Origin of the sequence: Plantibacter sp. CFBP 8804, from assembly GCF_014841225.1 — a bacterium.
GTDB lineage: Bacteria > Actinomycetota > Actinomycetes > Actinomycetales > Microbacteriaceae > Plantibacter > Plantibacter auratus.
The window spans coordinates 757,783-781,378 of the sequence record NZ_JACYTU010000001.1 but is presented as its reverse complement, the minus strand read 5'-3'; the positions used below and the strand labels follow the sequence as shown (position 1 = coordinate 781,378).

Annotated in this window: 25 protein-coding genes and 1 tRNA gene; 16 read left to right on the top strand and 10 right to left on the bottom strand. The window is 69.6% G+C overall.

The genetic code is table 11. The features are described from left to right. Window positions 1–50: 50 nt before the first annotated feature. Window positions 51–1,259 (top strand): acyltransferase family protein, encoded by a 1,209-nt coding sequence (locus tag IFU11_RS03695; protein ID WP_192018183.1) that lies wholly within the window; start codon window positions 51–53, stop codon window positions 1,257–1,259. Here the strand turns inward: IFU11_RS03695 and IFU11_RS20700 are convergent. The 5 genes from IFU11_RS20700 to IFU11_RS03670 all read right to left on the bottom strand — a co-directional run bounded on the left by IFU11_RS20700 (window position 1,180) and on the right by IFU11_RS03670 (window position 6,046). Next, entirely contained in the window at window positions 1,180–2,655 is a 1,476-nt protein-coding gene (locus IFU11_RS20700; protein WP_192018182.1) for a glycosyltransferase, read from the bottom strand. The genes IFU11_RS03695 and IFU11_RS20700 overlap by 80 nt on opposite strands. Window positions 2,656–2,739: 84 nt before the next feature. Further along, the gene (locus IFU11_RS03685) at window positions 2,740–3,636 is read right to left on the bottom strand and encodes a hypothetical protein (protein ID WP_192018181.1); all 897 of its coding nucleotides are present in this window, start codon (window positions 3,634–3,636) and stop codon (window positions 2,740–2,742) included. A gap of 74 nt (window positions 3,637–3,710) precedes the next feature. Next, a complete protein-coding gene (locus IFU11_RS03680; RefSeq protein WP_137241935.1) occupies window positions 3,711–4,469 on the bottom strand; it encodes an ABC transporter ATP-binding protein in 759 nt (252 codons plus the stop codon). Further along, on the bottom strand, window positions 4,469–5,236 hold the full coding sequence (locus tag IFU11_RS03675; protein WP_085510553.1) for an ABC transporter permease: 768 nt from the start codon (window positions 5,234–5,236) through the stop codon (window positions 4,469–4,471). Before IFU11_RS03675 ends, IFU11_RS03680 begins: the two co-directional genes overlap by 1 nt. A gap of 117 nt (window positions 5,237–5,353) precedes the next feature. After that, the gene (locus IFU11_RS03670) at window positions 5,354–6,046 is read right to left on the bottom strand and encodes a phosphocholine cytidylyltransferase family protein (RefSeq protein ID WP_064296200.1); all 693 of its coding nucleotides are present in this window, start codon (window positions 6,044–6,046) and stop codon (window positions 5,354–5,356) included. A 271-nt stretch (window positions 6,047–6,317) separates the two neighbouring features. Here IFU11_RS03670 and IFU11_RS20695 point away from each other — a divergent pair, with 271 nt between their 5' ends. The 3 genes from IFU11_RS20695 (at window position 6,318) to IFU11_RS03655 (ending at window position 10,017) form a co-directional block, all read left to right on the top strand. After that, window positions 6,318–8,099, top strand: a complete 1,782-nt coding sequence (locus IFU11_RS20695) for an ATP-binding cassette domain-containing protein (RefSeq protein ID WP_371742713.1) — start codon at window positions 6,318–6,320, stop codon at window positions 8,097–8,099. Continuing rightward, the gene (locus IFU11_RS03660; RefSeq protein WP_137241934.1) at window positions 8,075–9,646 is read left to right on the top strand and encodes a hypothetical protein; all 1,572 of its coding nucleotides are present in this window, start codon (window positions 8,075–8,077) and stop codon (window positions 9,644–9,646) included. The genes IFU11_RS20695 and IFU11_RS03660 overlap by 25 nt, the downstream gene beginning before the upstream one ends. Before the next feature lie 95 nt (window positions 9,647–9,741). Next, window positions 9,742–10,017, top strand: coding sequence for a DUF3039 domain-containing protein (locus IFU11_RS03655; protein ID WP_064296346.1), 276 nt, complete (start codon window positions 9,742–9,744; stop codon window positions 10,015–10,017). Window positions 10,018–10,060: 43 nt separating this feature from the next. Here IFU11_RS03655 and IFU11_RS03650 read toward each other — a convergent pair whose 3' ends face one another. Next, on the bottom strand, window positions 10,061–11,389 hold the full coding sequence (locus IFU11_RS03650) for a nicotinate phosphoribosyltransferase (protein WP_137241933.1): 1,329 nt from the start codon (window positions 11,387–11,389) through the stop codon (window positions 10,061–10,063). Between the two features lie 87 nt (window positions 11,390–11,476). Here IFU11_RS03650 and murI point away from each other — a divergent pair, with 87 nt between their 5' ends. The 4 genes from murI to IFU11_RS03630 all read left to right on the top strand — a co-directional run bounded on the left by murI (window position 11,477) and on the right by IFU11_RS03630 (window position 14,673). After that, window positions 11,477–12,322: a glutamate racemase gene (gene murI / locus IFU11_RS03645; protein ID WP_071260977.1), complete on the top strand. Its 846-nt coding sequence runs from the start codon at window positions 11,477–11,479 to the stop codon at window positions 12,320–12,322. Further along, window positions 12,315–13,049 (top strand): ribonuclease PH, encoded by a 735-nt coding sequence (rph, locus tag IFU11_RS03640; RefSeq protein WP_064296204.1) that lies wholly within the window; start codon window positions 12,315–12,317, stop codon window positions 13,047–13,049. Before murI ends, rph begins: the two co-directional genes overlap by 8 nt. Then, window positions 13,049–13,684: an RdgB/HAM1 family non-canonical purine NTP pyrophosphatase gene (rdgB, locus tag IFU11_RS03635; protein WP_192018180.1), complete on the top strand. Its 636-nt coding sequence runs from the start codon at window positions 13,049–13,051 to the stop codon at window positions 13,682–13,684. Before rph ends, rdgB begins: the two co-directional genes overlap by 1 nt. A gap of 77 nt (window positions 13,685–13,761) precedes the next feature. Further along, window positions 13,762–14,673 (top strand): cation diffusion facilitator family transporter, encoded by a 912-nt coding sequence (locus IFU11_RS03630; RefSeq protein WP_192018179.1) that lies wholly within the window; start codon window positions 13,762–13,764, stop codon window positions 14,671–14,673. Window positions 14,674–14,726: 53 nt separating this feature from the next. Here the strand turns inward: IFU11_RS03630 and IFU11_RS03625 are convergent, their stop codons facing one another. Both IFU11_RS03625 and IFU11_RS03620 read right to left on the bottom strand, forming a co-directional pair. Continuing rightward, window positions 14,727–15,473 carry a DedA family protein gene (locus IFU11_RS03625; RefSeq protein ID WP_085510558.1) on the bottom strand — a complete coding sequence of 249 codons (747 nt, stop codon included), beginning with the start codon at window positions 15,471–15,473 and terminating at the stop codon, window positions 14,727–14,729. A gap of 52 nt (window positions 15,474–15,525) precedes the next feature. Beyond that, window positions 15,526–15,607: transfer RNA gene (locus IFU11_RS03620), tRNA-Leu, on the bottom strand. A 243-nt stretch (window positions 15,608–15,850) separates the two neighbouring features. Between IFU11_RS03620 and IFU11_RS03615 the strand changes: the two genes are divergently transcribed. Next, complete coding sequence (locus IFU11_RS03615; protein ID WP_192018178.1) at window positions 15,851–17,764, top strand: anthranilate synthase family protein; 1,914 nt, start codon at window positions 15,851–15,853, stop codon at window positions 17,762–17,764. Window positions 17,765–17,832: 68 nt separating this feature from the next. Here the strand turns inward: IFU11_RS03615 and IFU11_RS03610 are convergent, their stop codons facing one another. Then, window positions 17,833–18,576, bottom strand: coding sequence for an NAD(P)H-hydrate epimerase (locus IFU11_RS03610; RefSeq protein WP_192018177.1), 744 nt, complete (start codon window positions 18,574–18,576; stop codon window positions 17,833–17,835). Between the two features lie 107 nt (window positions 18,577–18,683). Between IFU11_RS03610 and IFU11_RS03605 the strand changes: the two genes are divergently transcribed. Beyond that, a complete protein-coding gene (locus tag IFU11_RS03605; protein ID WP_191940818.1) occupies window positions 18,684–18,956 on the top strand; it encodes a DUF2277 domain-containing protein in 273 nt (90 codons plus the stop codon). A 25-nt stretch (window positions 18,957–18,981) separates the two neighbouring features. Here the strand turns inward: IFU11_RS03605 and IFU11_RS03600 are convergent, their stop codons facing one another. Continuing rightward, the gene (locus IFU11_RS03600) at window positions 18,982–19,374 is read right to left on the bottom strand and encodes a barstar family protein (RefSeq protein WP_192018176.1); all 393 of its coding nucleotides are present in this window, start codon (window positions 19,372–19,374) and stop codon (window positions 18,982–18,984) included. A 96-nt stretch (window positions 19,375–19,470) separates the two neighbouring features. Here IFU11_RS03600 and IFU11_RS03595 point away from each other — a divergent pair, with 96 nt between their 5' ends. The 6 genes from IFU11_RS03595 to IFU11_RS03570 are packed head-to-tail and all read left to right on the top strand — an operon-like array spanning window position 19,471 to window position 23,581. Beyond that, entirely contained in the window at window positions 19,471–20,700 is a 1,230-nt protein-coding gene (locus IFU11_RS03595) for a CpaF family protein (RefSeq protein WP_192018175.1), read from the top strand. Continuing rightward, the gene (locus IFU11_RS03590) at window positions 20,697–21,566 is read left to right on the top strand and encodes a type II secretion system F family protein (RefSeq protein ID WP_159878302.1); all 870 of its coding nucleotides are present in this window, start codon (window positions 20,697–20,699) and stop codon (window positions 21,564–21,566) included. The genes IFU11_RS03595 and IFU11_RS03590 overlap by 4 nt, the downstream gene beginning before the upstream one ends. Continuing rightward, window positions 21,563–22,501: a type II secretion system F family protein gene (locus tag IFU11_RS20520; protein WP_192018174.1), complete on the top strand. Its 939-nt coding sequence runs from the start codon at window positions 21,563–21,565 to the stop codon at window positions 22,499–22,501. Before IFU11_RS03590 ends, IFU11_RS20520 begins: the two co-directional genes overlap by 4 nt. 13 nt (window positions 22,502–22,514) lie before the next feature. Further along, window positions 22,515–22,709: a hypothetical protein gene (locus IFU11_RS03580; protein WP_191940830.1), complete on the top strand. Its 195-nt coding sequence runs from the start codon at window positions 22,515–22,517 to the stop codon at window positions 22,707–22,709. After that, window positions 22,693–23,118, top strand: coding sequence for a TadE/TadG family type IV pilus assembly protein (locus IFU11_RS03575; protein WP_371742712.1), 426 nt, complete (start codon window positions 22,693–22,695; stop codon window positions 23,116–23,118). The genes IFU11_RS03580 and IFU11_RS03575 overlap by 17 nt, the downstream gene beginning before the upstream one ends. After that, window positions 23,093–23,581 carry a TadE family protein gene (locus IFU11_RS03570; protein ID WP_192018173.1) on the top strand — a complete coding sequence of 163 codons (489 nt, stop codon included), beginning with the start codon at window positions 23,093–23,095 and terminating at the stop codon, window positions 23,579–23,581. The genes IFU11_RS03575 and IFU11_RS03570 overlap by 26 nt, the downstream gene beginning before the upstream one ends. Window positions 23,582–23,596 lie beyond the last annotated feature (15 nt).

Here is a 23,596-nt window from a genome sequence, read left to right as displayed (position 1 = left end):
GCCCTGAGCCGTTGAGTCCGCGCCCAGGAGAACCGCGTAGGGTCGGGCAGGTGAATCCGTCCTCCGGGCGACTGGCCTCCCTCGACGGAGTCCGTGGCGTCGCCAGCGTCGTCGTGGTGCTCTACCACGTGTCGTTACTCGCCCGACCCTTCGCGACGGGCCGGATCTCGGAGCCCGCCTGGGACATCGCGACCGAGACGCCGCTCAAGCTGCTCTTCGCCGGCACCGAGGCGGTGCAGGTGTTCTTCGTCCTGAGCGGTCTCGTCGTCGCGCTTCCGCTGTTGCGAGGCGGTGCGAGCTGGCCAGGGTTCTTCGCCGCCCGATTCGTACGCCTCTACCTCCCCGTCTGGGGCTCACTGCTGTTCGCCGCCGCACTCATCCTGCTGATCCCGAGGGATCCCGCCTCGGTGACCACGGGCGAGTGGATCGCGAACGCGAACGCGACGAGCGTCGACCCGCTGCACCTCCTGACGGAGGCCACCCTGACGCCGGTGAGCTATGACCTGGTGAACACCCTGTGGTCGCTGCGCTGGGAGCTGATCTTCACGCTCCTCCTCCCGTTCGCCGTCCTGCTCGCTCGGCTGCTGCGTCGCTGGGCGTGGCCGGTCGCCGCAGTGATGGCCGTGGTCATGGTGCTCGGGCGGGTCGCCGGGATGGACGCCGCCGTGTACCTGCCGGCCTTCTTCATCGGTACGCTGATCGCCGTCAGGCTCGACGACCTCCGCGCCTGGGCTGCGGACCGGTCCCGCCCGCTGCAGTGGGCGTTGCTCACGGGCGGGTCCGCGCTCCTGCTCGTCGCGAGCTGGCTCTCCCGACCATACGTCGAGTCCTCCTCCACGCTGGGTCAGGCGCTCTGGGGCCTGTCGGGCGTGGGCGCGGCCGGCCTCATCGTCGTCGCCATCGGAAGCCCGTTCGCCCGGCGGCTCCTCGAGACCCCGCCCGTCCTCTGGCTCGGCAAGGTGTCGTTCAGCCTGTACCTCGTGCATGCCCCGATCCTGGCCACGCTCGCCTTCATGTTCGGCGACGAGCGTTGGTGGCTGGTCGGCATCGTGGGCGTGCCACTCAGCCTGCTGATCGCCGCCGGGTTCTTCCAGCTCGTCGAGCGTCCGTCCCATGGCCTGGCGCGCCGCGTCGGCCGAGGGGTGCAGATGGGGGTCGCGGCGGTGCGCTCCCGGATGCTCAGCCGACGCGAGGGACGAGCGCGTTCCGCTTCTTCCGGCGAGCGGCCGAGTGCAACTCCTGAGCCCACCGACGGGTGACGGCTTCGTCGTCGTACTGCTCCGCGGTCGTTCTGGCGTGGCGACGCAGCGCGTCGACCTCGGCTTGAGGGAGGGCGAGCAGACGCTCGATGGCTGCCGACACGACGGCCGGCTCCGCGGACGGCACGAGGAACCCGTTCCAACCGTCGCGGACGATGTCGGCCGGCCCGTAGGGGACGTCGACCACGATGGGAAGACACCCGGCTGCCATCGCCTCGATGAGCACGAGCGGGAAGCCCTCCGAGGTCGAGGTCATGACGAGGAACGAACCGGAGCCGAGCTGCTGCCGGGCGGAGCGGTCGTAGCCGTGGAGGACGACCCGGTGCTCCGGGTCCTCGACGGCGAGGAGCGTCTGCAGCTCCTCGAGCAGTTCCCCGCCGCCGTAGACGTCGAGCGTCGGGGGAGGCCCATCCACTGAGGTGGTGGCGAGGACGGCGCGGATCGCGTTTGCCGGCCGCTTCCGAGCCGTGAGCGACCCGAGGAACATCCCGCGGCTGCGCGGTCGAGGCGCACGTGCGACCTCCGGGGCGACGAGTTCGCGCGAGTTCGGGATGACACTGAGCGAGGCGTGCTCGCCGAGCATGGTCGTCACGTCCGCGAGCTGTCGATCGCTCAGGAGCGCGACGAGGTCGAAGTCGTCGAGCGCCTCGAACACCGCTCGCCGCGACTCCCGCAGCCGACCGTGTGGTCGTTCCGTGCCCTGGAGGTGCGAGGCGTGCACGACATGCGCGGTGACGACGTTACGCTTCCGGTAGCTCAGGACGAACGGGGCGATGGTCTTGCTGTCGACGATCATCCAGGCCGGCCCGCCTGCGGTGATTGCGTCGAACCAGGCGCGGTACAGCGACCAGATGCGCCCCCAGGAGCGGACTGGACGACCCTGCTCGTCGCAGAGGACGACCGAGCGGCCGCCCTTCACGCCCCGTTCACGCGTGTCGCGGCGGTCGGACAGGAGCAGGGTGCCGTCGGCTCGGTAGACGTCCACCTGCAGGATCTGACCCGAGTCGTCGTGTCGCTCGCGGCTGAGGACGGCGTCACCGCGGCGTCGTTCGCTGCCGACCTCGTCGAGGGGGAGCGGGGTGAACCCGTGGCGCGCCAGGTCGAGTGACCCACCCGGCAGCGGGTTGTCGCGGAGCCAGTCCCAGAGGTTGACGACGCGGAGTCCGTCGATCAGGTCTCCGCGTGCGCGCAGCCGTGCCTCCAACTCGGGGTAGTCCGCGCGGTGGTCGAAGGTGAGGACGTCGACCGGGGTGTCGGCCAAACGGATGAACGCGCGCGAGCGCTGCAGCATCGCTTCCGTCATGCCGCCGAAGTCGTCGGACAGACCCCAGGTCACGGCGAAGTGGCGGCCTTCCGGGAAGGGCTTCTGGGGACGGCGCAGGAAGGGAAGTCTCACCCTCCGACGGTACGCGATGGACCTGGAGGGATGCCGCATCCGGAGCGGCCCCGTCGGCGGTGACGCCGAGCGCGCCGCGGTCGGTCAGGGACGCTGCTCGGGCCCGTCTCCGCCCATCGGCTCGCCGCCGGCGGTCTCGCCGCCCGACTCGATGGCCAGGTGCTTCCGGCGTCGGAACACCTGGTCGCGGATCTTCCCGATGCCGGACCGGCCGGAGACGGCCCGCATCCGTGGTTCGAGGTCGAGCGGGACGACGAAGGGCGCCGGTCCGAACGCCTGGCGGGCGGCACGGACGACCTGTCGGCCGAGCATGTGGTTGCCGATACCGCCGACGGCCGCTCCGACGCCGAAGGGGAGCGCCTTGCCGATGACGCCGGCGCTGCCGCTCGCCGCGAAGTGCTTCACGAAGCGCACCCGCAACTGGTCGGCGACGGGGCCCACGATCATCGACGGCAGGCCCTGGGTGATCGTCTGGCCCCAGAACGCCTGCCGTGGGACTCCCTTGCCGGCCGCCTGGGAACCGAAGTTGCGCAGGAGGTCGGTTCCGGCCTTGCCGAGCATCATGGTCATGACGAGCGCGCGGGATCGCATCGGATCCGCCAGGGCGATGCCGTGGACCTCGGTGACCGACTGGGCGAACAGGGCGGTCGCCTCGAGGAAACCCGCCGTCTCGACACCGGAGAGCGCCAGGGTCGTCGCCGTCCCGATCGCCGGGACCACAGCGGTCGCACCGACGGCGGCTCCCGTCGTCGTCACCGTCGTGAGGTACCGGCGTTCCAGGACGCGGATGAGCTGGTCGGCCGTCGCGTTCGGGTACATCCGCCGGATCGAGCGGATGTGCGCCACGACCACCGGTCGCTGGACCCACAGCAACCGGTCGAGCGCCCGCACCCATCCCGGCTCGGGCAACATGGGCTGCTGTGCTGCGGTGGTGGGGAACTGGGCGGGACCCGGAACGGGTCCCTGCTGCGGTCCGGTCATGACGACCTCCTCGTGGGCGGGGCGGCCAGTCTACGTCGACCCACTGCGGGTCGACTGACGCTTGCTGGCGAACCTCAGCTGTTGTAGTCGGCGTTGTAGCGGTCGAGCACGTCGTCGATCGGGGCGTCGAGCACGAGCGAACCCTTGTCGAGGTAGAGGCCCCTCGTGCAGAACCGCCTGAGGTCCTTCTCGTTGTGCGAGACGAAGAACAGGGTCCGCCCGCCCTCGAGGAGTTCCTCGATGCGCCGGTAGCACTTCTCGCGGAACGCCCGGTCGCCGACGGCGAGGACCTCGTCGACGAGGATGATCGGCTCTTCGAGCTGCGCGATCACCGCGAAGGCGATGCGCACCTTCATCCCGCTCGAGAGGTGCTTGTACGGGGTGTCGATGAAGTCCGCGATCTCGGCGAACGCGATGATGTCGTCGAACCGTCCGTCGATCTCGCGGCGCGACATGCCGTGGAGGCCGGCCGTCAGGTACACGTTGTCGCGCACGGTCAGATCGTTGACGAAGCCTCCGGTGATCTCGATCAGCGGCGCGACACCCTCGCGGACGCCCACGGTGCCCTCATCGGGGAGGACGACACCGGCGACGAGCTTGAGCAGCGTCGACTTGCCTTGACCGTTCCGACCGACCACGCCGATCGCCTCGCCGGGGGCGACATCGAAGGAGACGTGGCGCAGGGGCCAGAACTCGCCCGGCTTCGAGCGGCGGTCACGTCCGGCGAAGAGGTCCTTGAAACTCCGCCGACCGCCACGGTTGCGCCGGAACCGGATACCTGCGTCGGCGACCGAGATCGCCGGCCGACCTGCGGTCGAGTTGCTTGTGGGCATCAGATCTCCTTCAGCACGGAGCGCTCGCAGCGCTTGAAGACGAGGAGACCGACCGCGAGGATGACGGCCGACATGGCGGCGGACACGCCCACGAGGTGCCAGTTGAGTTCCTGTGGGAAGAACGCGGAACGGTACAGCGCGAAGATGCCGCTGAGCGGGTTGAACGCCGCGAAGGGCTCGATCTTGTCGGGCAGTGCCGTCGTGCTGTAGATGATCGGCGTCGCGTAGAACATGAACCGCAGGACGAGCTTGACGGCTCGCTCGAGATCGCGGAAGAACACGACGAGCGGAGCGACGATCAGGCAGAGCCCGATGGTCAGGACGGCTTGGATGACGATGGCGAGCGGGAACAGCACGATGTCGAGGTTCACCTGGGCACCGCTGAAGATCGCGAACGCCGCGAGGACCGGAAGCGCCGCGAGGAACTCGATGCCCTTCGACAGCACGATCCGGTTCACCCAGATGGTCCGGGGGATCGTCGTCGAACGCACGAGCTTCGCCTCGCGCAGGAAGGCGCGCGTGCTGTCGGACACCGATCCGGTGAACCACATCCACGGCAGCAGGGCGGCGAGGAGGAACACGATGTACGGTTCCTCGCCGACGTCGCGCCGGAACACCTGCGTGAAGACGAACCAGTAGATCCCGCTCATGACGAGGGGGTCGAGGATGGACCACACGTAGCCGAGCGCGCTCGTCGAGTAGCGCACACGCAGGTCTCGGACGGTCAGGATCCAGAGCGCGTGGCGATACCTCGCCGAACGCGACATCCTTGGCCGCGTTTCAGCAGAAGAACTCACGTGACCAACCTTATCGAGGCGACGCAGGAACGCCGCCCGCGACGCTCAGCGTCGGGACGGCGTTCGTGTGTGACGTGGACGGGGCCCTCAGACGAAGAGGTTCGCGCGCTCGAGGTCCTCGGCGAAGTCGACCTCGACCGCGTAGAGGTCGGAGATGTCGACCGGCTCGACGAGCATGCCTTCGCGCTCGATGGCGAGCTCGATGCCGCGCTCGAAGTAGTCCTGGTCGCCGACCTTGGTCAGGTAGCGGTGCAGCATCGTCTTGTCCTGCGAGGAGATGTAGTTGATCCCCACGGCCTCGCCGAGCCCGCCGACGACGGTCTTCGAGAGCTCCTTGATGTAGCCCTCGGCGCTCGTCGTGTACTTGACCTCCTCATCGGACACCTTGGAGGTGTTGACGGTCACGAAGGAACGGTCCTTGGCGATCATCGCGGCCGCGCGGTCGAGGACGGCGGGGTCGAAGACGACGTCGCCGTTCATCCAGAGCACGCCGCCGGCCTGAGACGCCGCGAGGGCGCGCATGAGGCTCTTCGAGGTGTTGGTCTGGTCGTACTGCTCGTTGTAGACGAAGGAGGCGTCGGGGAAGGCCTCGATGATGTGCTCGAGCTTGTAGCCGACGACGATCGTCACCTTGGCGCTCGCTCCGAACGCGTGGTGGATGTTGTCGAACTGCTGCTGCATGATGGTGCGGCCGTCGCTGAGCTCGGTCAGGGGCTTGGGGAGCGAGCGGCCGAGACGGCTGCCCATCCCTGCGGCAAGGATCACTACCTGGGTGGTCACGTTGTTCTCCTCAGTGTGGGTATGGAATCACGCGGTGCCACGATGCTGTGGACGATTCACCGAGGATTAACCAAGACGTGCATTGAAAGACACTCCGTTATGCCAAAATACAGGCTAGCCGCGGTGAACTCCGTCTGTCAGGGGTTCCCAGGGTCCGTTGTCGTTTTGTGATCGACCACCCGGCGTTTACACAGCTTGGGGGAGATGTGTCAACCGTTCATCCTGAGACTCCGCTGTCCGCTGCGGCCGCCGCTGTTGGTAGGTTTGCTTGGTGACTTCCACGACTCCGCCAGATCCCGCTCAGCAGCCCGCGCCTGCCGACGGCACGTCGACGAGTCCGGGCACGCCGAACCCCGCCGACGCCGCGGGTGCACCTGCGCCGACGACCGCTTCCGACGATCAGGGCGCTGCAACGCCGACGGCACCGAAGCGCGCACCCCGCTCGACGACGCCTCGGGCTTCCGGAACGGCGAAGGCCCCGGCGAAGCGGCCGAGCACGCCCCGCACCCGCACCAGGTCGGCGAGCGAGACCTCGGGCGAGTCCGGGGACGCGACCACACCGGCGCCCAAGACGACCACGGCACGCTCGACGACCGCTCGGACCTCGACGGCGAAGACCACGGCCACCAAGTCGACGACGGCGCGAACCACCGCCGCGAAGCGCACGCCCGCGAAGTCGGCTGCTGCAGCCGGTAATGCTGAGAGCACTGAGTCGGCCGAGACGACCACCGCCCCGAAGACGCCCAGGTCGACGACGGCGCGCCCCGCAGCCGCGAAGCCGGCGACCAAGGCCGCAGGCGCCAAGACGACCACCGCCCGGACCTCGACGACGAAGTCCACGACGGCCCGGACGCCGGCCAAGCGCACACCGGCGCGCACCAGCGCCGCGAAGCAGACCGAACAGACCGCCGCCGCGGTCGCCGGCGTCCTCGACGAGGTCAGCGCACCGGGATCGGTCGACCGGGCGACGACGTCGGCCCCGTCCGAGCAGCCTTCCCCCGAGGTCGCCGACCGGATCGTCGTCGACGAGCCTCGGTCCGACGACACGCAGACCGAGACCCCGACGACCGCGTCATCCACTGCCGAGCAGGCTGCGGACGACACGGCCCCGCAGACGACGCCGGCACCGTCGGAGTCCGTGTCGGTGGCGCCTCCGCAGGATGAGGTCGTCGCTCCGGCGGCAGCCCCCAAGCGTCCTGTCGGCCGTCCCGCGTCGACCCCGCCGTCCGCCGCCCCCTCGTCGCCCGCAGCGACGACGGCGCAGCGCACCGAGGCTGCCGACGACGGCGCACATCCCGTCGTCCTGTCGATCTCGGGACTCGTCAAGCAGTTCGGCGACACGGTCGCGGTCGACGGCGTCGACCTCGAGGTCCGCCGGGGCTCCTTCTACGGCATCGTCGGGCCCAACGGCGCCGGCAAGACCACCACGCTGTCCATGGTCACGGGTCTCCTCCGTCCCGACGCAGGGTCGATCACCGTCCAGGGCGTCGACGTCTGGCAGGATCCCGCCGAGGCCAAGCGGGCGATCGGTGTGCTGCCCGACCGGCTGCGGCTCTTCGACCGCCTGACCGGCAGCCAGCTCCTGTACTACTCCGGTGTCCTGCGGGGGCTCGACCCCGCGACCGTCAAGTCGCGGACCGCCGATCTGGCTCGTGCCTTCGGTCTCGACGACGCGCTCGGTCGTCTCGTCTCCGACTACTCGGCGGGCATGACGAAGAAGATCGCGCTGGCAGCCGCACTCATCCACTCGCCGCGGCTCCTCATCCTCGACGAGCCGTTCGAGTCGGTCGACCCGGTCTCCGCGGCGAACGTCATCGAGATCCTCCAGCGGTACGTCGCCAACGGCGGAACCGTCGTGCTCTCGAGCCACGGTATGGACTTCATTCAGCGCGTGTGCGATCACGTGGCCATCATCGTGCAGGGCAAGGTGCTGGCCGCCGGGTCCGTCGACGAGGTGCGCGGAACGGGCACGCTCGAGGAGCGGTTCGTCGAGCTCGCCGGGGGCCGCAAGTCGGCAGAGGGAATGGAATGGTTGCACAGCTTCTCCGACTGAAACTGCAGCTGACGCTCAACGCGTTCCGCCGCAGCCCCTGGCGACTGGTCGGGCTCGTCCTCGCGATCGCGGTCGGCGTGTGGATCGTCGTGCTCGCGAGCACCGGTCTCGTCGCGCTGCGCGGTGGCGATCCGGAGGTCACCCGCAACCTGCTCGTGCTGGCCGGATCGGCCGTCGTCCTGGGGTTCATCATCCTTCCGCTCGTCTTCGGTGTCGACGATCAGCTGGATCCTCGGGCGTTCTCGCTCTTCGGGCTGCCCAACCGCACCCTGTCGGCCGGCCTACTCGTGACAGCGCTCGTGTCGGTGCCGTCGCTCGTCCTCGCCGTCCTCGCGGCCTCGTCGGTGGTCACCTGGTCGCGGTCGCCGCTGCCCGCCGTCCTCGCCGTGGTCTCCGCGGTCCTCGGCGTGCTGCTCTGCGCGCTCCTGGCCCGGATCGCCACTTCAATCTCCGCGAGCCTCCTTTCGACGCGTCGCGCCAAGGAAGTCATGGGTGTCCTCGGGCTGGTACTCATCATCGCCGTGGCCCCGGCGATCATCGCCCTCACCACCGTGGACTGGCAGCGCGACGGATTCGCCGTCCTCGGCCGGGTCGCTGACATCCTCAGTTGGACCCCGCTCGGCGCCGTCTGGTCGTTCCCCGGTGATGCCGCACTCGGCGGCATCGCGCCGGCGATCGTCAAGCTGCTGCTCACCGCGGCGACCATCGCCCTGCTCTGGTTCGCCTGGCAGGCGTTCGTCGCCCGACTGCTCGTGACGCCGGAGCGCCTCGGGACGGGCCGCGACAGCACCGGTCTGGGCTGGTTCGACCTGCTCCCCGGTTCCCCGTCCGGCGCCATCGCCGCTCGGAGCATGACCTACTGGCTGCGCGACCCGCGGTACCTCGTCTCCCTCGTGATCATCCCGATCGCGCCCTTCATCTTCTTCGTGCCCATGCTCGTCGCCGGCATCCCGATGAACGTCCTCGCTCTCGTCCCACTCCCGGTCGTGTGCTGGTTCCTCGGCTGGCTCCTGCACAACGACCTCGCCTTCGATTCGACCGCGGTCTGGCTGCACGTCGCCTCGGGGGTCCGCGGACGATCGGACCGGATCGGCCGGCTCTTCCCGGTGCTCCTCATCGGCATCCCGCTCATCGCGGTCGGGTCGACGCTGAGCATCCTGTTCTACGGCGACTGGGACGCCCTGCCGTCGATGATCGGCGTGAGCACGTGCCTGTTGTTCAGCGGTGCCGGTATCGCGAGCTTCGTGTCCGCGCGGTTCCCGTACCCGACGTCGCTTCCCGGCGACAGCCCGTTCCAGCAGCCGCAGGTGCCGGGCAGCAGCGGCATGTCCGCGCAGTTCCTGAGCCTGCTCGGTACGGTCCTGCTCACGATTCCCGCCGGCTGGTTGGCCGTGCTCGGGCTCACCGGTGAGCCGAACTGGAACTTCGGGGCTCTCGCGGTCGGTGCGGGCACGGGCATCCTGGTCCTCGTGATCGGGATCTTCGCCGGCGGTCGCGTCTTCGACCGCCGCAGCCCCGAGATCGTCGGCTTCGCCAGCTCGCACTGACCAGCCGCCCGCGACCGGATCCGCCCGCAGGAGACCCGGGTGCCGTCCGGCGGTACCATGGAGCCATGGCGCAGCATGACAGCACGAAGCAGCAGATGAGCACGATCGATCCCGGTGGCACGCCCGACGGTGGGAGCACGGCGATCATGGATCGTGAGCTCGAGGAGCTGATCGAGAGCGAGAACATCGAGCCCGGCGATCACGAGCGCTTCTCGCACTACGTCAAGAAGGAGAAGATCCTCGAATCGGCGTTGAGCGGCAAGCCGGTGAAGGCGCTCTGCGGCAAGAAGTGGACGCCGGGTCGAGACCCCGAGAAGTTCCCGATCTGCCCCGCCTGCAAGGAGATCTACGAGAAGCTCCTCCGCGACTGACGTTGGAGCGCACTGCGGCCGACGCTGAGACGCGTCGCCGCGGTCAGCCTTCGAGGTAGACGGTCGGGAGCACGGGGTCGCCGCGGGTGAGGCTGACGGCCCGGGGTGGCAGTTCCGCCACCGCCTGTGCCCGGTGTTCCCTCGCCTGGCGCGTCCCCGCGGCGCCGAGGTACTGCTCGTCCACGAGTCCGCCTTCGACGAGCTGGACCATCAGGGGGCGTTCCGAGGCGGCGTCGGCCGCACCCTCGTGTTCGCCCGCAGGACCGTCGCCGAGGTAGATGCGCTCCTCGCGGGCGACCCCGTGCCGGTCGTAGGCGCGCGCAGCGGTCTTGCGGCCGCCGACGGTCGCCTTCTCGGCCGACTTCTTCGCGACGCTGATCCAGTCGCCCTGGTCGTCGCGGTGCGCCACGAGCTTGTAGACCATGCCCATGGCGGGGGATCCGGAGCCGGTGACCACGGAGGTGCCGACGCCGTAAGAGTCGACCGGGGACGCGGCCAGGGCCGCAACGGCGTGCTCGTCGAGGTCGTTGGTGACGGTGATGCGGGTCGACGTGGCGCCGAGCTCGTCGAGGAGGCGGCGGACCTGGTCGACGACGATCGGCAGATCGCCGGAGTCGATGCGCACGGCTCCCAGCTCCGGGCCGGCGAGGCGGACGCCGAGTCGCACGGCCTCCTCGATGTCGTAGGTGTCGACGAGCAGCGTGGTCCCGGCGCCCATCGTGTCGATCTGGGCTCGGAAGGCGTCCTCCTCGGAGTCGTGCAGGAGGGTGAAGGAGTGTGCGGCCGTCCCCATCGTGGGGATGCCCCAGCTGCGTCCGGCCTCGAGGTTCGAGGTGGCGCTGAAGCCGGCGATGTACGCTGCCCGGGCTGCGGCGATGGCCGACCGCTCGCCCGTCCGACGGGAGCCCATCTCGGCCAGGGGGCGGCTGCCCGCCGCTGAGGTCATGCGCGCGGCGGCCGTGGCGACGGCGCTGTCGTAGTTGAACACGCTGAGCGCCAGGGTCTCGAGGATGACGGCTTCGGCGAACGTGCCCTCCACGACCAGGATCGGCGAACCGGGGAAGAAGGCCTCTCCCTCGCGGTAGCCCCAGATCGATCCCGAGAAGCGGTAGTCGGCGAGCCAGTCGAGCGCCGTCGTGCTGACGACGCCCTCCTCGCGCAGCCACTCGAGTTCCGATTCACCGAAGCGGAAGTGCTTGAGCAGTTCGAGGAATCGGCCCGTGCCGGCCACGACGCCGTAGCGGCGGCCGCCGGAGAGGCGTCTGGCGAACAGCTCGAACAGACACTCCCGATCCGCGGTGCCGCGGTGGAGGGCGGCGTCCAGCATCGTGAGTTCGTATCGGTCGGTGAGGAGAGCTGAGGACTCGTGCACCCGTTCAGCCTAGCCGCGAGCGTGCTCGGAACGTGGTGATCGGTCGGTCAGCGACGTCCGTCGGCAGGGGCGGTAGGCTGGGTCATCGTGAACGACGCACCCATCGGCATCTTCGACTCCGGCGTCGGCGGACTCACGGTGGCGAGAGCGGTCAGCGACCAGCTCCCCGCCGAGTCCGTGATCTACATCGGCGACACGGCCCACTCGCCCTACGGCCCGAAGCCCATCGCCGACGTGCGGCGCTACTCGCTCGAGGTCCTCGACTCGCTCGTCGACCAGGGCGTGAAGATGCTGGTGATCGCCTGCAACACCGCATCGGCGGCGATGCTCCGCGATGCACGCGAACGCTACTCGGTCCCCGTGGTCGAGGTGATCCAGCCCGCTGTGCGGACCGCGGTCCGGAGCACGAGGAACGGGCGCATCGGCGTCATCGGGACCGAGGGCACGATCAACTCGCGGGCGTATCAGGACCTCTTCGAGGTCAATCCCGAGCTGACGGTGTTCGGCCAGGCCTGCCCTCGCTTCGTGGAGTTCGTGGAGGCCGGCGTCACGACCGGCCCCGACCTCCTCGAGGCTGCGGAGGAGTACCTGGCCCCGCTCCGGCACGCCGGCGTCGACACCGTCGTCCTCGGATGCACCCACTACCCCTTCCTCAAGGGCGCGATCAGCTACGTGATGGGTCCGCAGGTGTCGCTCGTCTCGAGCGACACCGAGACGGCGAACGACGTCTACCGCGTGCTCGTCACCCGTGACCTGCTGCGCGACAGCAGCGAACCTGCCACCCACCGGTACGAGGCGACCGGGAGCAGTGCCGACGACTTCATCGCCCTCGCCAACCGTCTGATGGGCCGGGAGATCTCCACCGTCTCGCTCGTCCAGACCGGCGTCATCGACCTTCCATCCCACCAGTTCGAGGAGCACATCCATGAGTGACATCGCGCGCGCCGACGGCCGCACCAACGACCAGCTGCGTCCCATCACGATCGAGCGCGGCTGGAGCGAGCAGGCCGAGGGTTCGGCACTCATCAGCTTCGGCCGGACGAAGGTGCTCTGCACGGCCTCGTTCACCAACGGTGTGCCGCGCTGGCTGAACGGCAAGGGTCGCGGCTGGGTCACCGCGGAGTACGCGATGCTGCCCCGTTCCACCAACGAGCGGATGGACCGTGAAGCGGTCAAGGGCAAGATCGGCGGTCGTACCCACGAGATCTCGCGACTCATCGGTCGGAGCCTCCGAGCCGTGATCGACACCAAGGCCCTCGGCGAGAACACGATCGTCATCGACTGCGACGTCCTGCAGGCGGACGGTGGCACCCGCACAGCGGCGATCACCGGCGCCTACGTCGCCCTCGCCGACGCGATCGAGTGGGCGCGCGGCAAGAAGTTCATCTCGCAGAAGGCGTCTCCCCTCACCGACAGCGTCTCGGCCGTCTCGGTCGGGATCATCGACGGTGTACCCATGCTCGACCTCGCCTACGTCGAGGATGTGCGCGCCGAGACCGACATGAACGTCGTCGTCACCGGCGGCGGATCGTTCGTCGAAGTGCAGGGGACGGCCGAGGGCGCCCCGTTCGACCGCCGCGAACTCGACTCCCTTCTCGACCTCGCCGTCGGTGGCGCTGCGTCGCTCAAGGCCATCCAGTTCGAGGCCCTCGGACGCTGATGGGCGTCGAGATCGTCCTCGCGACGCACAACCACCACAAGGTCGAGGAGTTCCAGCGGCTCGTCAGCCGCGACGTCCCCGGGATCACGGTCCTCGCCTACGACGGCCCGGAGCCCGTCGAGGACGGCACGACCTTCAGCGAGAACGCGTTGATCAAGGCGCGGGTCGCCGCCGCGCACACCGGCTCCATCGCGCTCGCGGACGACTCCGGCATCGGCGTCGAGATCCTGGGTGGATCGCCGGGTATCTTCTCGGCGCGCTGGGCCGGCTCGCAGCACGACTCGACCGCGAACCTCGCCCTCCTCCTCGATCAGCTGCAGGACGTGCACGAGGAGCATCGTGCCGCCTGGTTCGCCTGCCACCTCGCCCTCGTGGTGCCGCCTGGGATCGATGGGATCGAGCCGTTCGAGCACGTCGCCGTCGGAACCTGGCGCGGAACCCTCGCGACGGAGCCGAGCGGGACGAACGGCTTCGGGTACGACCCGGCGTTCATCCCGGACGGTGAGCGGCGGACGGCGGCGGAGCTGTCACCGGCGGAGAAGAACGAGCTGAGCCACCGCGCGCTCGCCTTCCGAGCACTCGTCCCGGTGCTGCAGCGGCTCGTGCCCGATGGGCCCGCCTCGACCGCCAGCTGAGCATGATACTCAGGACCATTCCTATCTCGGCATGAACCCTTCCGCGGGCGCTGGGAAGCTCCTACGGTTGATGCATCATGGGTCACGATCACGCACACGCCGGCACCGCCAACCGCAGGAGACTCGCAGTGGCGATCGCCATCGTCGCGACCGTCCTCGTGGTCGAACTCGTCGGCGCCTGGGTGAGCGGTTCGCTGTCCCTCCTCGCCGACGCCGGGCACATGCTGTCCGACCTCACCGGGCTGATCATCGCGCTCGTCGCCACGATCGTGGCCGCCCGACCGGCAACCGACCGCCAGACCTTCGGGTATCAGCGCGCGGAGGTGTTCGGCGCGCTCATCAACGCGCTCATCCTGATCGCGGTCGCGGTGTCGGTCCTCATCGAGGGGGTGTCCCGCCTCGTCGAGCCGGCGGACGCGGAGGTCAAGAGCCTTCCGATGTTGATCGTCGCCGTCATCGGTCTCGTGGCGAACCTCGCCGCCCTGCAGGTGCTGCGCGGCGGCCGTGACACGTCGATCAACATGCGCGGCGCGTACCTCGAGGTCCTCGGCGACCTCCTCGGTTCAATCGCCGTGATCATCGCCGCGGTGGTCATCATGGTGACGGGTTTCGCTCAGGCCGATGCCATCGCGTCGCTCGCGATCGCCGCGATGATCGTGCCGCGGGCGTGGTCGTTGCTCCGCGACGTCGTCCACGTCCTCAGCGAGTCCGCACCGTCCGACACGGACGTGCAGGAGATCAGGGACCACCTGCTCGGCACCGACGGTGTCGTCGCCGTCCACGACGTCCACGTCTGGCAGATCACGTCCGGACAGCCGGTCTTCTCGGCACACGTCGTCGTCGAGCAGGAGGTGTTCGCCGATGGTGGCACGGGGGAGCTGCTCGACCGTCTCGGTTCGTGCCTCCACGACCACTTCGACGTCGAGCACTCGACGTTCCAGCTGGAACCCGAGGAACACGCCTCGCACGAGGAGTCGCACCACCGCTGACGCGTGGGCGGTCCGCCTGTCGCGATCGCTCGTGCGAGCGTCGCCACCGGTGATCAGACCGTGTCGTTCCCGCGGTCGCGCTTGAAGACGTCCTGGTCGGCGAGCTTCGAAGCCGCGGCCCGACGCTCCTCCTCGGTGATGGTGCCCTGCAGCGCCTTCGCCTTCCGGCTGGACTGGATGTAGTGCCAGGTGGTCGGGATGAGGGTGAGGACGACGGCCCCGATGAGGATGACGTCGATGTAGTTCTGCACGAAGGTGGCGACCGGGGGGATGTATCCGAGCAGGTAGCCGAAGAAGGTGAGCCCGGCGCCCCAAATGAGCGCGCCGATGAGGTTGTAGAGCGAGTACTTCTTGTAGTTCATGTGGCCGATGCCTGCCGCGACCGGGGCGAAGGTGCGGACGATCGGGACGAAGCGCGCCAGGATGACCGCGAGGGCGCCGAAGCGCTCGAAGAAGGCGTTCGTCCGTTCGACGTTCTTGATGCTGAAGAGGCCGGACTCCTTGCGTTCGAACACCTTCGGCCCGAGTTTGTGCCCGATGAGGTATCCGACCTCGCCGCCGAGGAACGCGGCGAACCCGATCGCGAGGCAGACCCACCAGATGTCGATCTCGATGACGCGGGCGGAGCCGAACGCGAGGAGGCCGGTGATGACGAGCAGGGTGTCGCCGGGGAGCAGGAATCCGACGAGGAGGCCGGTCTCGGCGAAGACGATCGCGCAGACCACGACGAGGGCCCAGGGACCGACGGCCGTGATGATGCCCTCCGGGTCGAGCCAGGGGATGAGGGCGGTGTGGACCATGCGGAGCTCCTGCTGTAGGGGGAGGGATGGAACGGCGTACGACGATGTCGCGTGCGGGAGAAGGGACTTGAACCCTCACGCTCGAAAGCACAGGATCCTAAATCCTGCGTGTCTGCCAATTCCACCACTCCCGCGGCCCGCTCAGTCTACGGGAGCGAGGTCGGGAACGTCCTGAGCTTCGGGGGAGGAGCCATGGCCAGCGGAGCCCGGGTCGGCCCGTGTATGCTCGGCTCCATGCGAACGACGTGTGCAACGAGCTGGTGGCCCGCCTCCTAGGCGGACCGCGCACGTGCACACACGACGACTCGACCGCCTGACAGGGCGGTCGTTCTCGTTCGGAGGCCCTGTCGGATCGGTCCCAGCCTGAGGACACCACCATGACCACCCTGCTCCACCGCGTGCTGCACGCCGGCCCCGACTTCCCGTTCGCGGTGCTCCGCAGACACGGCAGCGACACCGTCGACCTCTACACGGGCGACGTCGTCGACGTCGAGTCGCTCGCCGACATCCCGCTCGGATCCGCCGGCGACGACCACCAGCCCGAAGTCCTCACCCTCGTGCCCTATCGCCAGGTGCGCGAGCGCGGCTTCGCAGCGATGGACGACGGCGCTCCGCTGCGCTGCCTCGTGGTGAGCGAGCGTGAGACGGTGACGCTCGACGAGCTCTTCGAGCGACTCCCCGCCGACGCGGTCCCGCTGGTCGACGGTGGGTTCGACGTCTCCGACGAGGACTACGCGTCGATCGTGCGCCGCGTCATCGAGGATGAGATCGGACGCGGCGAGGGCGCCAACTTCGTCATCCGCCGCGAGTTCACCGCGACGACCGAGGTGCCGGCCGAGCGCGCCGTCCTCGCGTGGTTGCGCGCGCTCCTGTCGGGGGAGACCGGCGCCTACTGGACCTTCGCCGTGCACACGCCGGGCGTCTCGATGGCCGGTGCGACGCCCGAGCGCCACGTCGCGGTCGCCCGCGACGCGTCGACCGGTGAACGCACCGTCACCATGAACCCCATCAGCGGCACCTTCCGCCACCCGCGCTCCGGCGCGACCGGCGACGACTTCCGCGCGTTCCTCGGCGACGTCAAGGAGACGGAAGAGCTCTTCATGGTCGTCGACGAGGAGATGAAGATGATGAGCCGGGTGTGTGCCTCCGGTGGACGCATCCTCGGCCCCTACGTCAAGCAGATGTCGCGCCTCACCCACACCGAGTACCTGCTCGCCGGGACGAGCGAACTCGACGTCCGCGAGGTCCTGCGGTTGACGATGTTCGCACCGACGGTCACCGGCTCGCCCATGCAGAACGCGTGTTCGGTCATCGCCCGCCATGAGCGGAACGCGCGCGGCTACTACTCCGGCGTGCTCGCGCTGTTCACCCCGGTGGGCGACGGCGACTACGAACTCGACGCACCGATCCTCATCCGTACCGCCTACGTCGACGACGCCGGTCTCGTCCGCGTTCCCGCCGGTGCGACGCTCGTCCGTCACTCGGATCCCGAGTCGGAGGTCGCCGAGACGGCGGCGAAGGCGGCCGGCGTGCTGACTGCGCTCGGCGTCATGGCACCCGCCGAACTCGGCCCGACCGTCGACCTCGCGGCGGAACCCGGAGTGCAGGACGCGCTCCGAGCGCGGAACGAGCGGTTGGCGTCCTTCTGGTTGCAGCCGCAGCACCCGGCGCCCGTCGGTTCACTGTCGGGCCGTACCGCGGTCATCGTCGACGCCGAGGACGAGTTCACCGCGATGCTCGCCCACCAGCTGCGCCACTTCGGGATGACCGTCAGCGTGGAGCACTGGTCGGCGGTGACCGACGCGCTCGTGGACGTCGACCTCCTCGTCGCCGGCCCGGGTCCAGGCGACCCGCTCGACCTCGCCGACCCGCGGGTCCGCCGGATGCACGAGATCGTATCCGCGCGTCTCGCCGCCGGAGCGCCGCTGCTCGCCGTCTGCTTGAGCCATCAGGTGCTGGCGATCCAGCTCGGGCTGCCGATCGAACGCCTCGACGCGCCACGACAGGGGCTGCAGCTCGACCTCGACCTCTTCGGTGAGCAGTCGCTGATCGGGTTCTACAACACCTTCACCGCACGGCTGGCGGGTGAGGCTCCGGTCGGTGGGGTCGAGATCGCCGCCGATGCGGCGTCCGGCGACGTGTTCGCGATGCGTGGTCGTGGGTTCGCGTCGGTCCAGGGGCACCTCGAGTCGGTGCTGTCGCGCGACGGGCTCCGGACCCTCGGCTCGCTCGCGGGCCACGCGCTCGCGGGTGTCGCATCAGGGCGATCGGCTGCTGCCGTCGGCTCCTGAACGTCATGCACCGCCTGGACGGTCGGTGATGCCGCCCGCCCAGGCGCCGAACCGTGCGTGGCTGCTCGTCAGGCGTCCGCCTGGTCGAGCGTCGTGAACGGCGTGACGTCGGCGAGCTGCGGTCCGAGACCGATGTCGATGAGGCGGACGTCGCCGGCGTAGGCCGAGCCGGGTGGGATGAGGAGCCCGGCCTTCACCGCGCCGAAGGTGACCGTGACCTCCGCCGGCAGGACAGCACCCTCGGGGACGCTTCCCTCGTCGGGGTCGATGCCGCTCGGGACGTCCACGGCGACGACGGTCGGTCCGCCGGAGTTCTGCACGACCGGCAGGACCGCCTCGACGATCGCTTTCGGCGCACCGCGCAGGGTGGGGTTCCGGCTTGCCCCGATCCCGAAGACGGCATCGACGACGATCGCGGCGCCCTTGGCCTCGTCGGCGGTGTCGTCCGGTTCGGCGGGGGAGTTCATGAGGAAGCGGACACCGGCCTCGACCGCCGCGGCGTAGCCCGCCTCGTGGGCGTGGTCACCGGTCCTCGCCACGACGAGGTCGAGCGGGACGTCGTCCGGACCGGTCGTGCCGGCGAGCTCCGCCGCCGCGAAGAGGGCGTCACCGCCGTTGTCGCCTGAGCCGACGAGCAGCAGGATCTTCCAAACCTCGGGTGCCTCGCCCTCGACGCCCGCCGTGCGATCGGCGAGCACCGCCCGCAGTTCTTCGGCGAGGCCGTGGGCGGCTCGCGCCATGAGCGGTTCCCCTGCGTCCAAGAGTGGTGCCTCTGCCGCTCGGACCTGGTCTGCGGTGTAGCCGTTGATCATGGCGCCCACTCTTCCGGCTCGGGTCGACCGCCGCAAGCGGTTGCGGCGCGGCACCAGCTCCGGAATCACCTCTGGATCCTGGCGTGCGCCGGGGCTACCATGCCTGCATGTGCCGGAACATCCACACCCTTCACAATTTCGAGCCGGCGGCGACCGACGACGAGGTCGGGGCCGCGGCGCTCCAGTACGTGCGGAAGGTCAGCGGGTCGACGAAGCCGTCCCAGGCGAACGCTGAGGCCTTCGACCGGGCGGTCGCGGAGATCGCCCACATCACCCGCCACCTGCTCGAGGACCTCGTGACGACCGCCCCGCCGAAGGACCGCGAGGTCGAGGCGCAGAAGGCGAAGGAGCGTTCGGCGAGGCGGTTCGCGACGGCTTGAGCGCGACCGTCGGTTCGGGACCTGGTCAGGCGAGCTCGAGTCGGATGTCCGGGTGGCCGGCGAAGACCTCGAGGAGGAGGTCGAAGTAGGTCTTGCCTCGGCCGGCGTCCAGGTCGTCGAGCTGCGTGGTGATCCGCGCCGTGTCGAACGGTGCGCCCCGTTCGAGTTTCTCCTGCAACCACGCGCGGGTGGCCGTGATGCCGAGTGCGGTGCGGCTGGCGTCATGCTCCGTCCAGACGAAGTGCACGTCGTCGATTTCGCGGAGCGCGCCGATCCCGCCGTAGAGGACGTCGTCGAGGGCGTCGAGGCTCGGGCCGAGGTCCCAGTTCTCGTCCTGCATCACCAGCTCGTTCATCACCTCGTAGAACGAGGAGATGTCGTGGATGCGGGAGCCGTCGATGCGGAAGGTGGTCGGCACGGTCCCCGAGCCTAGTGACCGCTCGGTGACGCGTCGAGCGGGTGCAGCTGTGGATAACTTCTGCGGGGTGTGGCCGGTGTTCGTCAGGATGGCGGCATGGGGACAGCGGCGGAGATCATCACGGCGCGCGTGCGTGACCGGGTGCGTGAGGAGTTCGGGGAGCCGGGTCGGCGTGGGGGAGCGGGGAGGATCGCCCGTGAGGAGGTGCGTCGCTACAACGAGCGGGCGTTGAACGACACGACGCCGCTGATCGATGATGAGCACGGGATGACGAGCGAGGTGCTCGCCGCGGTGACGGGGTTCGGTGCGATCCAGCCGTTGCTCGATGATCCGGGTGTCGAGGAGATCTGGATCAACGAGCCGACCAAGGTGTTCGTCGCCCGCGGCGGGGTGTCGGAGCTCACGGACGTGGTCCTCGGCGAGGGTGACGTCCGCGATCTCGTGGAGCGGATGCTGCGCGCCACCGGTCGACGGGTCGACCTCGCGAACCCGTTCGTCGACGCGTCGCTTCCGGACGGCTCGCGGCTGCACGTCGTCATCCCCGACGTCACGCGTCGGCACATGTCCATCAACATCCGCAAGTTCTCCGCGCGAATCCGCGACCTCGGTCAGCTCGTGGCCGCAGGGTCGATCAGCTACCAGGCCGCCGAGTTCCTGCGCGCGAGCATGACCGCGGGGGCGAACCTGCTCGTGTCGGGCGCGACCCAGGCCGGCAAGACCACGATGCTCGGCGCCCTCATCGCCGCGCTGGACCCAGCCCTCCGCATCGTCACCGTCGAGGAGACCTTTGAGCTCGCGCCGGGCAACCGCGACGTCGTCGCGATGCAGTGCCGGCAGGCCAGCCTCGAGGGCACGGGAGAGATCACCCTCCGACGGCTCATCAAGGAGGCGCTCCGGATGCGGCCGGACCGCATCGTCGTCGGCGAGGTCCGGGAGGCGGAGAGCCTCGACCTCCTGATCGCCCTCAACAGCGGGTTGCCCGGGCTCTGCAGTATCCACGCGAACTCCGCGCGCGACGCGATCGGCAAGCTCTGCACGCTGCCACTGCTGGCGGGCCGGAACATCGACTCGGGGTTCGTGCGCCCGGCCGTCGCATCCTGTGTCGACCTCGTCGTGCACTGTGAGCTCGACCGGTCCGGACGCCGACGGGTGGCGGAGATCATCGCGGTCGGCGGGAGCGGGGAGTCCCACACGATCGAGGCCTCCACCCTCTTCGAGCAGCGCGACGGAGAGCTCCGCGCGACCGGTCGCTTCCCGCTGAACGACGCCAAGTACCGTGCGGCCGGGATCTCGCTCGCATCGATCCTCGCCGTCGGCGAGCGATGAGTCTCGTCGTCGGAGCGGTCCTCGCCGCAGGCCTCCTCCTCACCGTCGCACCCTGGTGGTGGCCGGACCCTGAGCCGCTGCGCGACACCCTGGAGCGGTGGAGGCCGGTCGCTGCGCTCCGCGAACTCCTGATCCTGGCCGGTCTGCCCGGTCGGTACTGGGCGGCCGCCATCGTGGTCTCCGTCCTCGCCGGTCTCGTCTCCGGCGCAGTGGTCCAGGCGCTCTGCCGGGTCCTGCCGTTGAGCGCCGTCGTCGCCGTCGCCGGACTCGTCGCCCCGGTGATCGTGCTCCGAGCCCGCGCCACCTCTCGACGTCGCCTGCAGCGGGGACTGTGGCCGGATGTCGTGGACCACCTGTTGTCCGCGATCCGATCAGGGCTCTCGCTCCCGGATGCGGTGGCCGCGCTCGACACCGTCGGACCCGCACCGCTCCGCCCGGCGTTCGCCGCGTTCAGCGCCGACTACCGGGCTGCCGGCCGCTTCGCCGACGGCATCGACGACCTGAAGACCGCGCTCGCCGACCCGGTCGCGGACCGCATCCTCGAGACGGTGCGCATGGCCCGCGACGTGGGAGGCACGGAACTGCCGGCGGTGCTCCGAGCGCTGTCCGCGGGGCTGCGCGAGGAGTCGGCCATCCGAGCCGAGGCCGAGGCGCGACAGTCCTGGGTGGTGAACGCCGCCAGGCTGGGCGTCGCAGCACCATGGGCGATCCTCCTGCTCCTGTCGTCCCGGCCGGAGGCCTCGGCCGCCTACAACTCCCGGGAAGGAGCAGTCCTGATCATCGCCGGCGTCGTGGTCTCCGCCCTCGCCTACCAGGCGATGCTCCGCGTCGGACGCCTCCAGCCCGAACGACGGTGGTTCCGGTGAGTGCCGACGGAGCGTGGGCCGTCAGCCTCGGAGCGGTGCTCGGGGTCGGCCTCTGGGCGCTCGCGATGCTCCTGCCGGCACTCGGACGACCGCGGCTCGCGGACCGCATCGCCCCCTATGTCGCCGACCTCTCCAGCGACGCCCGCTCACAAGCCGCGCGCCGCTCGACCGACCCGCTACCGGTCCTCGGGACCCTGCTGGTCCCGGTCCTCCGCGCCGTTCGATGGTCGCTCGGGCTGGTCGGCGCCGATCAGGAACTCGTCATCCGTCGATTGGGTCAAGCCGGGGGACCGACGCTCGAGCGGTACCGACTGCTGCAACTCCTCTGGGGGCTCGGCGGCTTCGCGGTCGCCGCGGCGCTCGCCGTGTTCTCCTTCAGCAACGGTCGGCTCCCGCTCCCGTTCGCAGCACCGCTTCCCGCGGTCGGGGCGGTGGCCGGAATCGTCCTCCGCGACCAACTGCTGGCGCTCGCCGCCAGTCGCCGCCTCGCGCGGATCGAAGAGGAGCTGCCGACGGTGCTCGAGTTCCTCAGTCTGAGTCTCGCGGCGGGCGAAGCGATCACGGACGCCATGGACCGCGTGGCGCGCATCGGGTCCAGCGGGGAGCTCGGTAGGGAGTTCCGCCGGGTGATGGCGGACGTCTCCACCGGTATCCCGTTCGCCACCGCACTCCGGCAGTTCGAGGCACGACTCGCGATGCCGATGCTGTCGCGATGCGTCGACCAGATCCTCGGTGCGCTCGAACGCGGCACACCGGTCGCAGCCGTGCTCCTCGATCACGCACACGACGGACGCGACACCGCCAAACGCCGTCTCCTCGAATCCGCCGGGAAGAAGGAGGTCGCGATGCTCGTGCCCCTCGTCTTCCTCATCCTGCCCCTGTCCATCATCATCGCCGTCTTCCCCGGAGTCTTCGTGCTCCGGACCGGCTTCTGACGAAAGGTTCCACATGTCCTCCCCCTCCTTCCTCGACCGCGCGTTTCGCCGGAGTCGTTCCCTCTTCACCGAGGAGCGCGGCGACGTCCCCGGCTGGGTCCTCATCACGCTCATGACGGCCGGGCTCGTCCTCCTCATCTGGGGTGTCGCCGGCCCGGCGCTCACGCAGGTGTTCGAACAGGCCATCGACCGTGTCTCCGGCATCTGAGCCCGAGATCGGCGGATGGCGGACGCGACTCCTGCGCGGCGAGGACGGATCAGCCGTCGCCGAGTTCGTGTTCGTCGGAGCGATCCTCACCGTCCTGATGATGTCCGTGGTCCAGCTCGCGCTCGCCTTGCACGTCCGGAACACGCTCATCGACGCGGCGGCGGAGGGAGCCCGGTTCGGCGCACTGGCCGACACCGAGCTGCTCGACGGCGCCGACCGGGCACGCCAGCTCATCGCCTTCGCCGTGGGAGAGGGGTACACGGGTGACGTCAGCACGACGCTGGCCGAACATCGCGGAGCCGACATGGTCACCGTGACCGTCCGCGCGCCGCTCCCGATCGTGGGCTTGATCGGGCTGCCCGGTGTCTTGGAGGTGGAGGGTCATGCGGTCCTCGAGACGCTCGAGTGATGAGCTGCGTCGCCGACCGACCGCACTGGACGACGACGGTTCGGCCTCCCTCGAGTTCATCACCGTCGGTCTGGTCCTCCTCGTGCCGATCGTCTATCTCATCGTCGCGCTCGCCGAGGTGCAGGCGGCGGTGCTCGCGGCCGGCGGGGCTGCGGCGCAGGCGGCGAAACTCTACGCGCGGGCCGACGACGACGCCACGGGTCGCGACCGCGTTGAGGACTCGCTCGCACTCGCGCTCGACGACTTCGGGCTCGACCGGTCCCAGTCGTCCGTCACGCTCGACTGCGCACCAGCCGGTCTCCCATGCGGGCAGCGCGGCGGTGCCGTAACCGTCACCGTCGACATCCTCGTCGTCCTGCCGCTGATGCCCGAGATCATCGGCGTCCAGGCCGCGGTCCCCGTGACCGGCGCGGCGACGGCACCGATCTCCCGGTTCGACGACCGGTTCAGCGAGGCGGAATGAGGGTTCCGGGCGGAC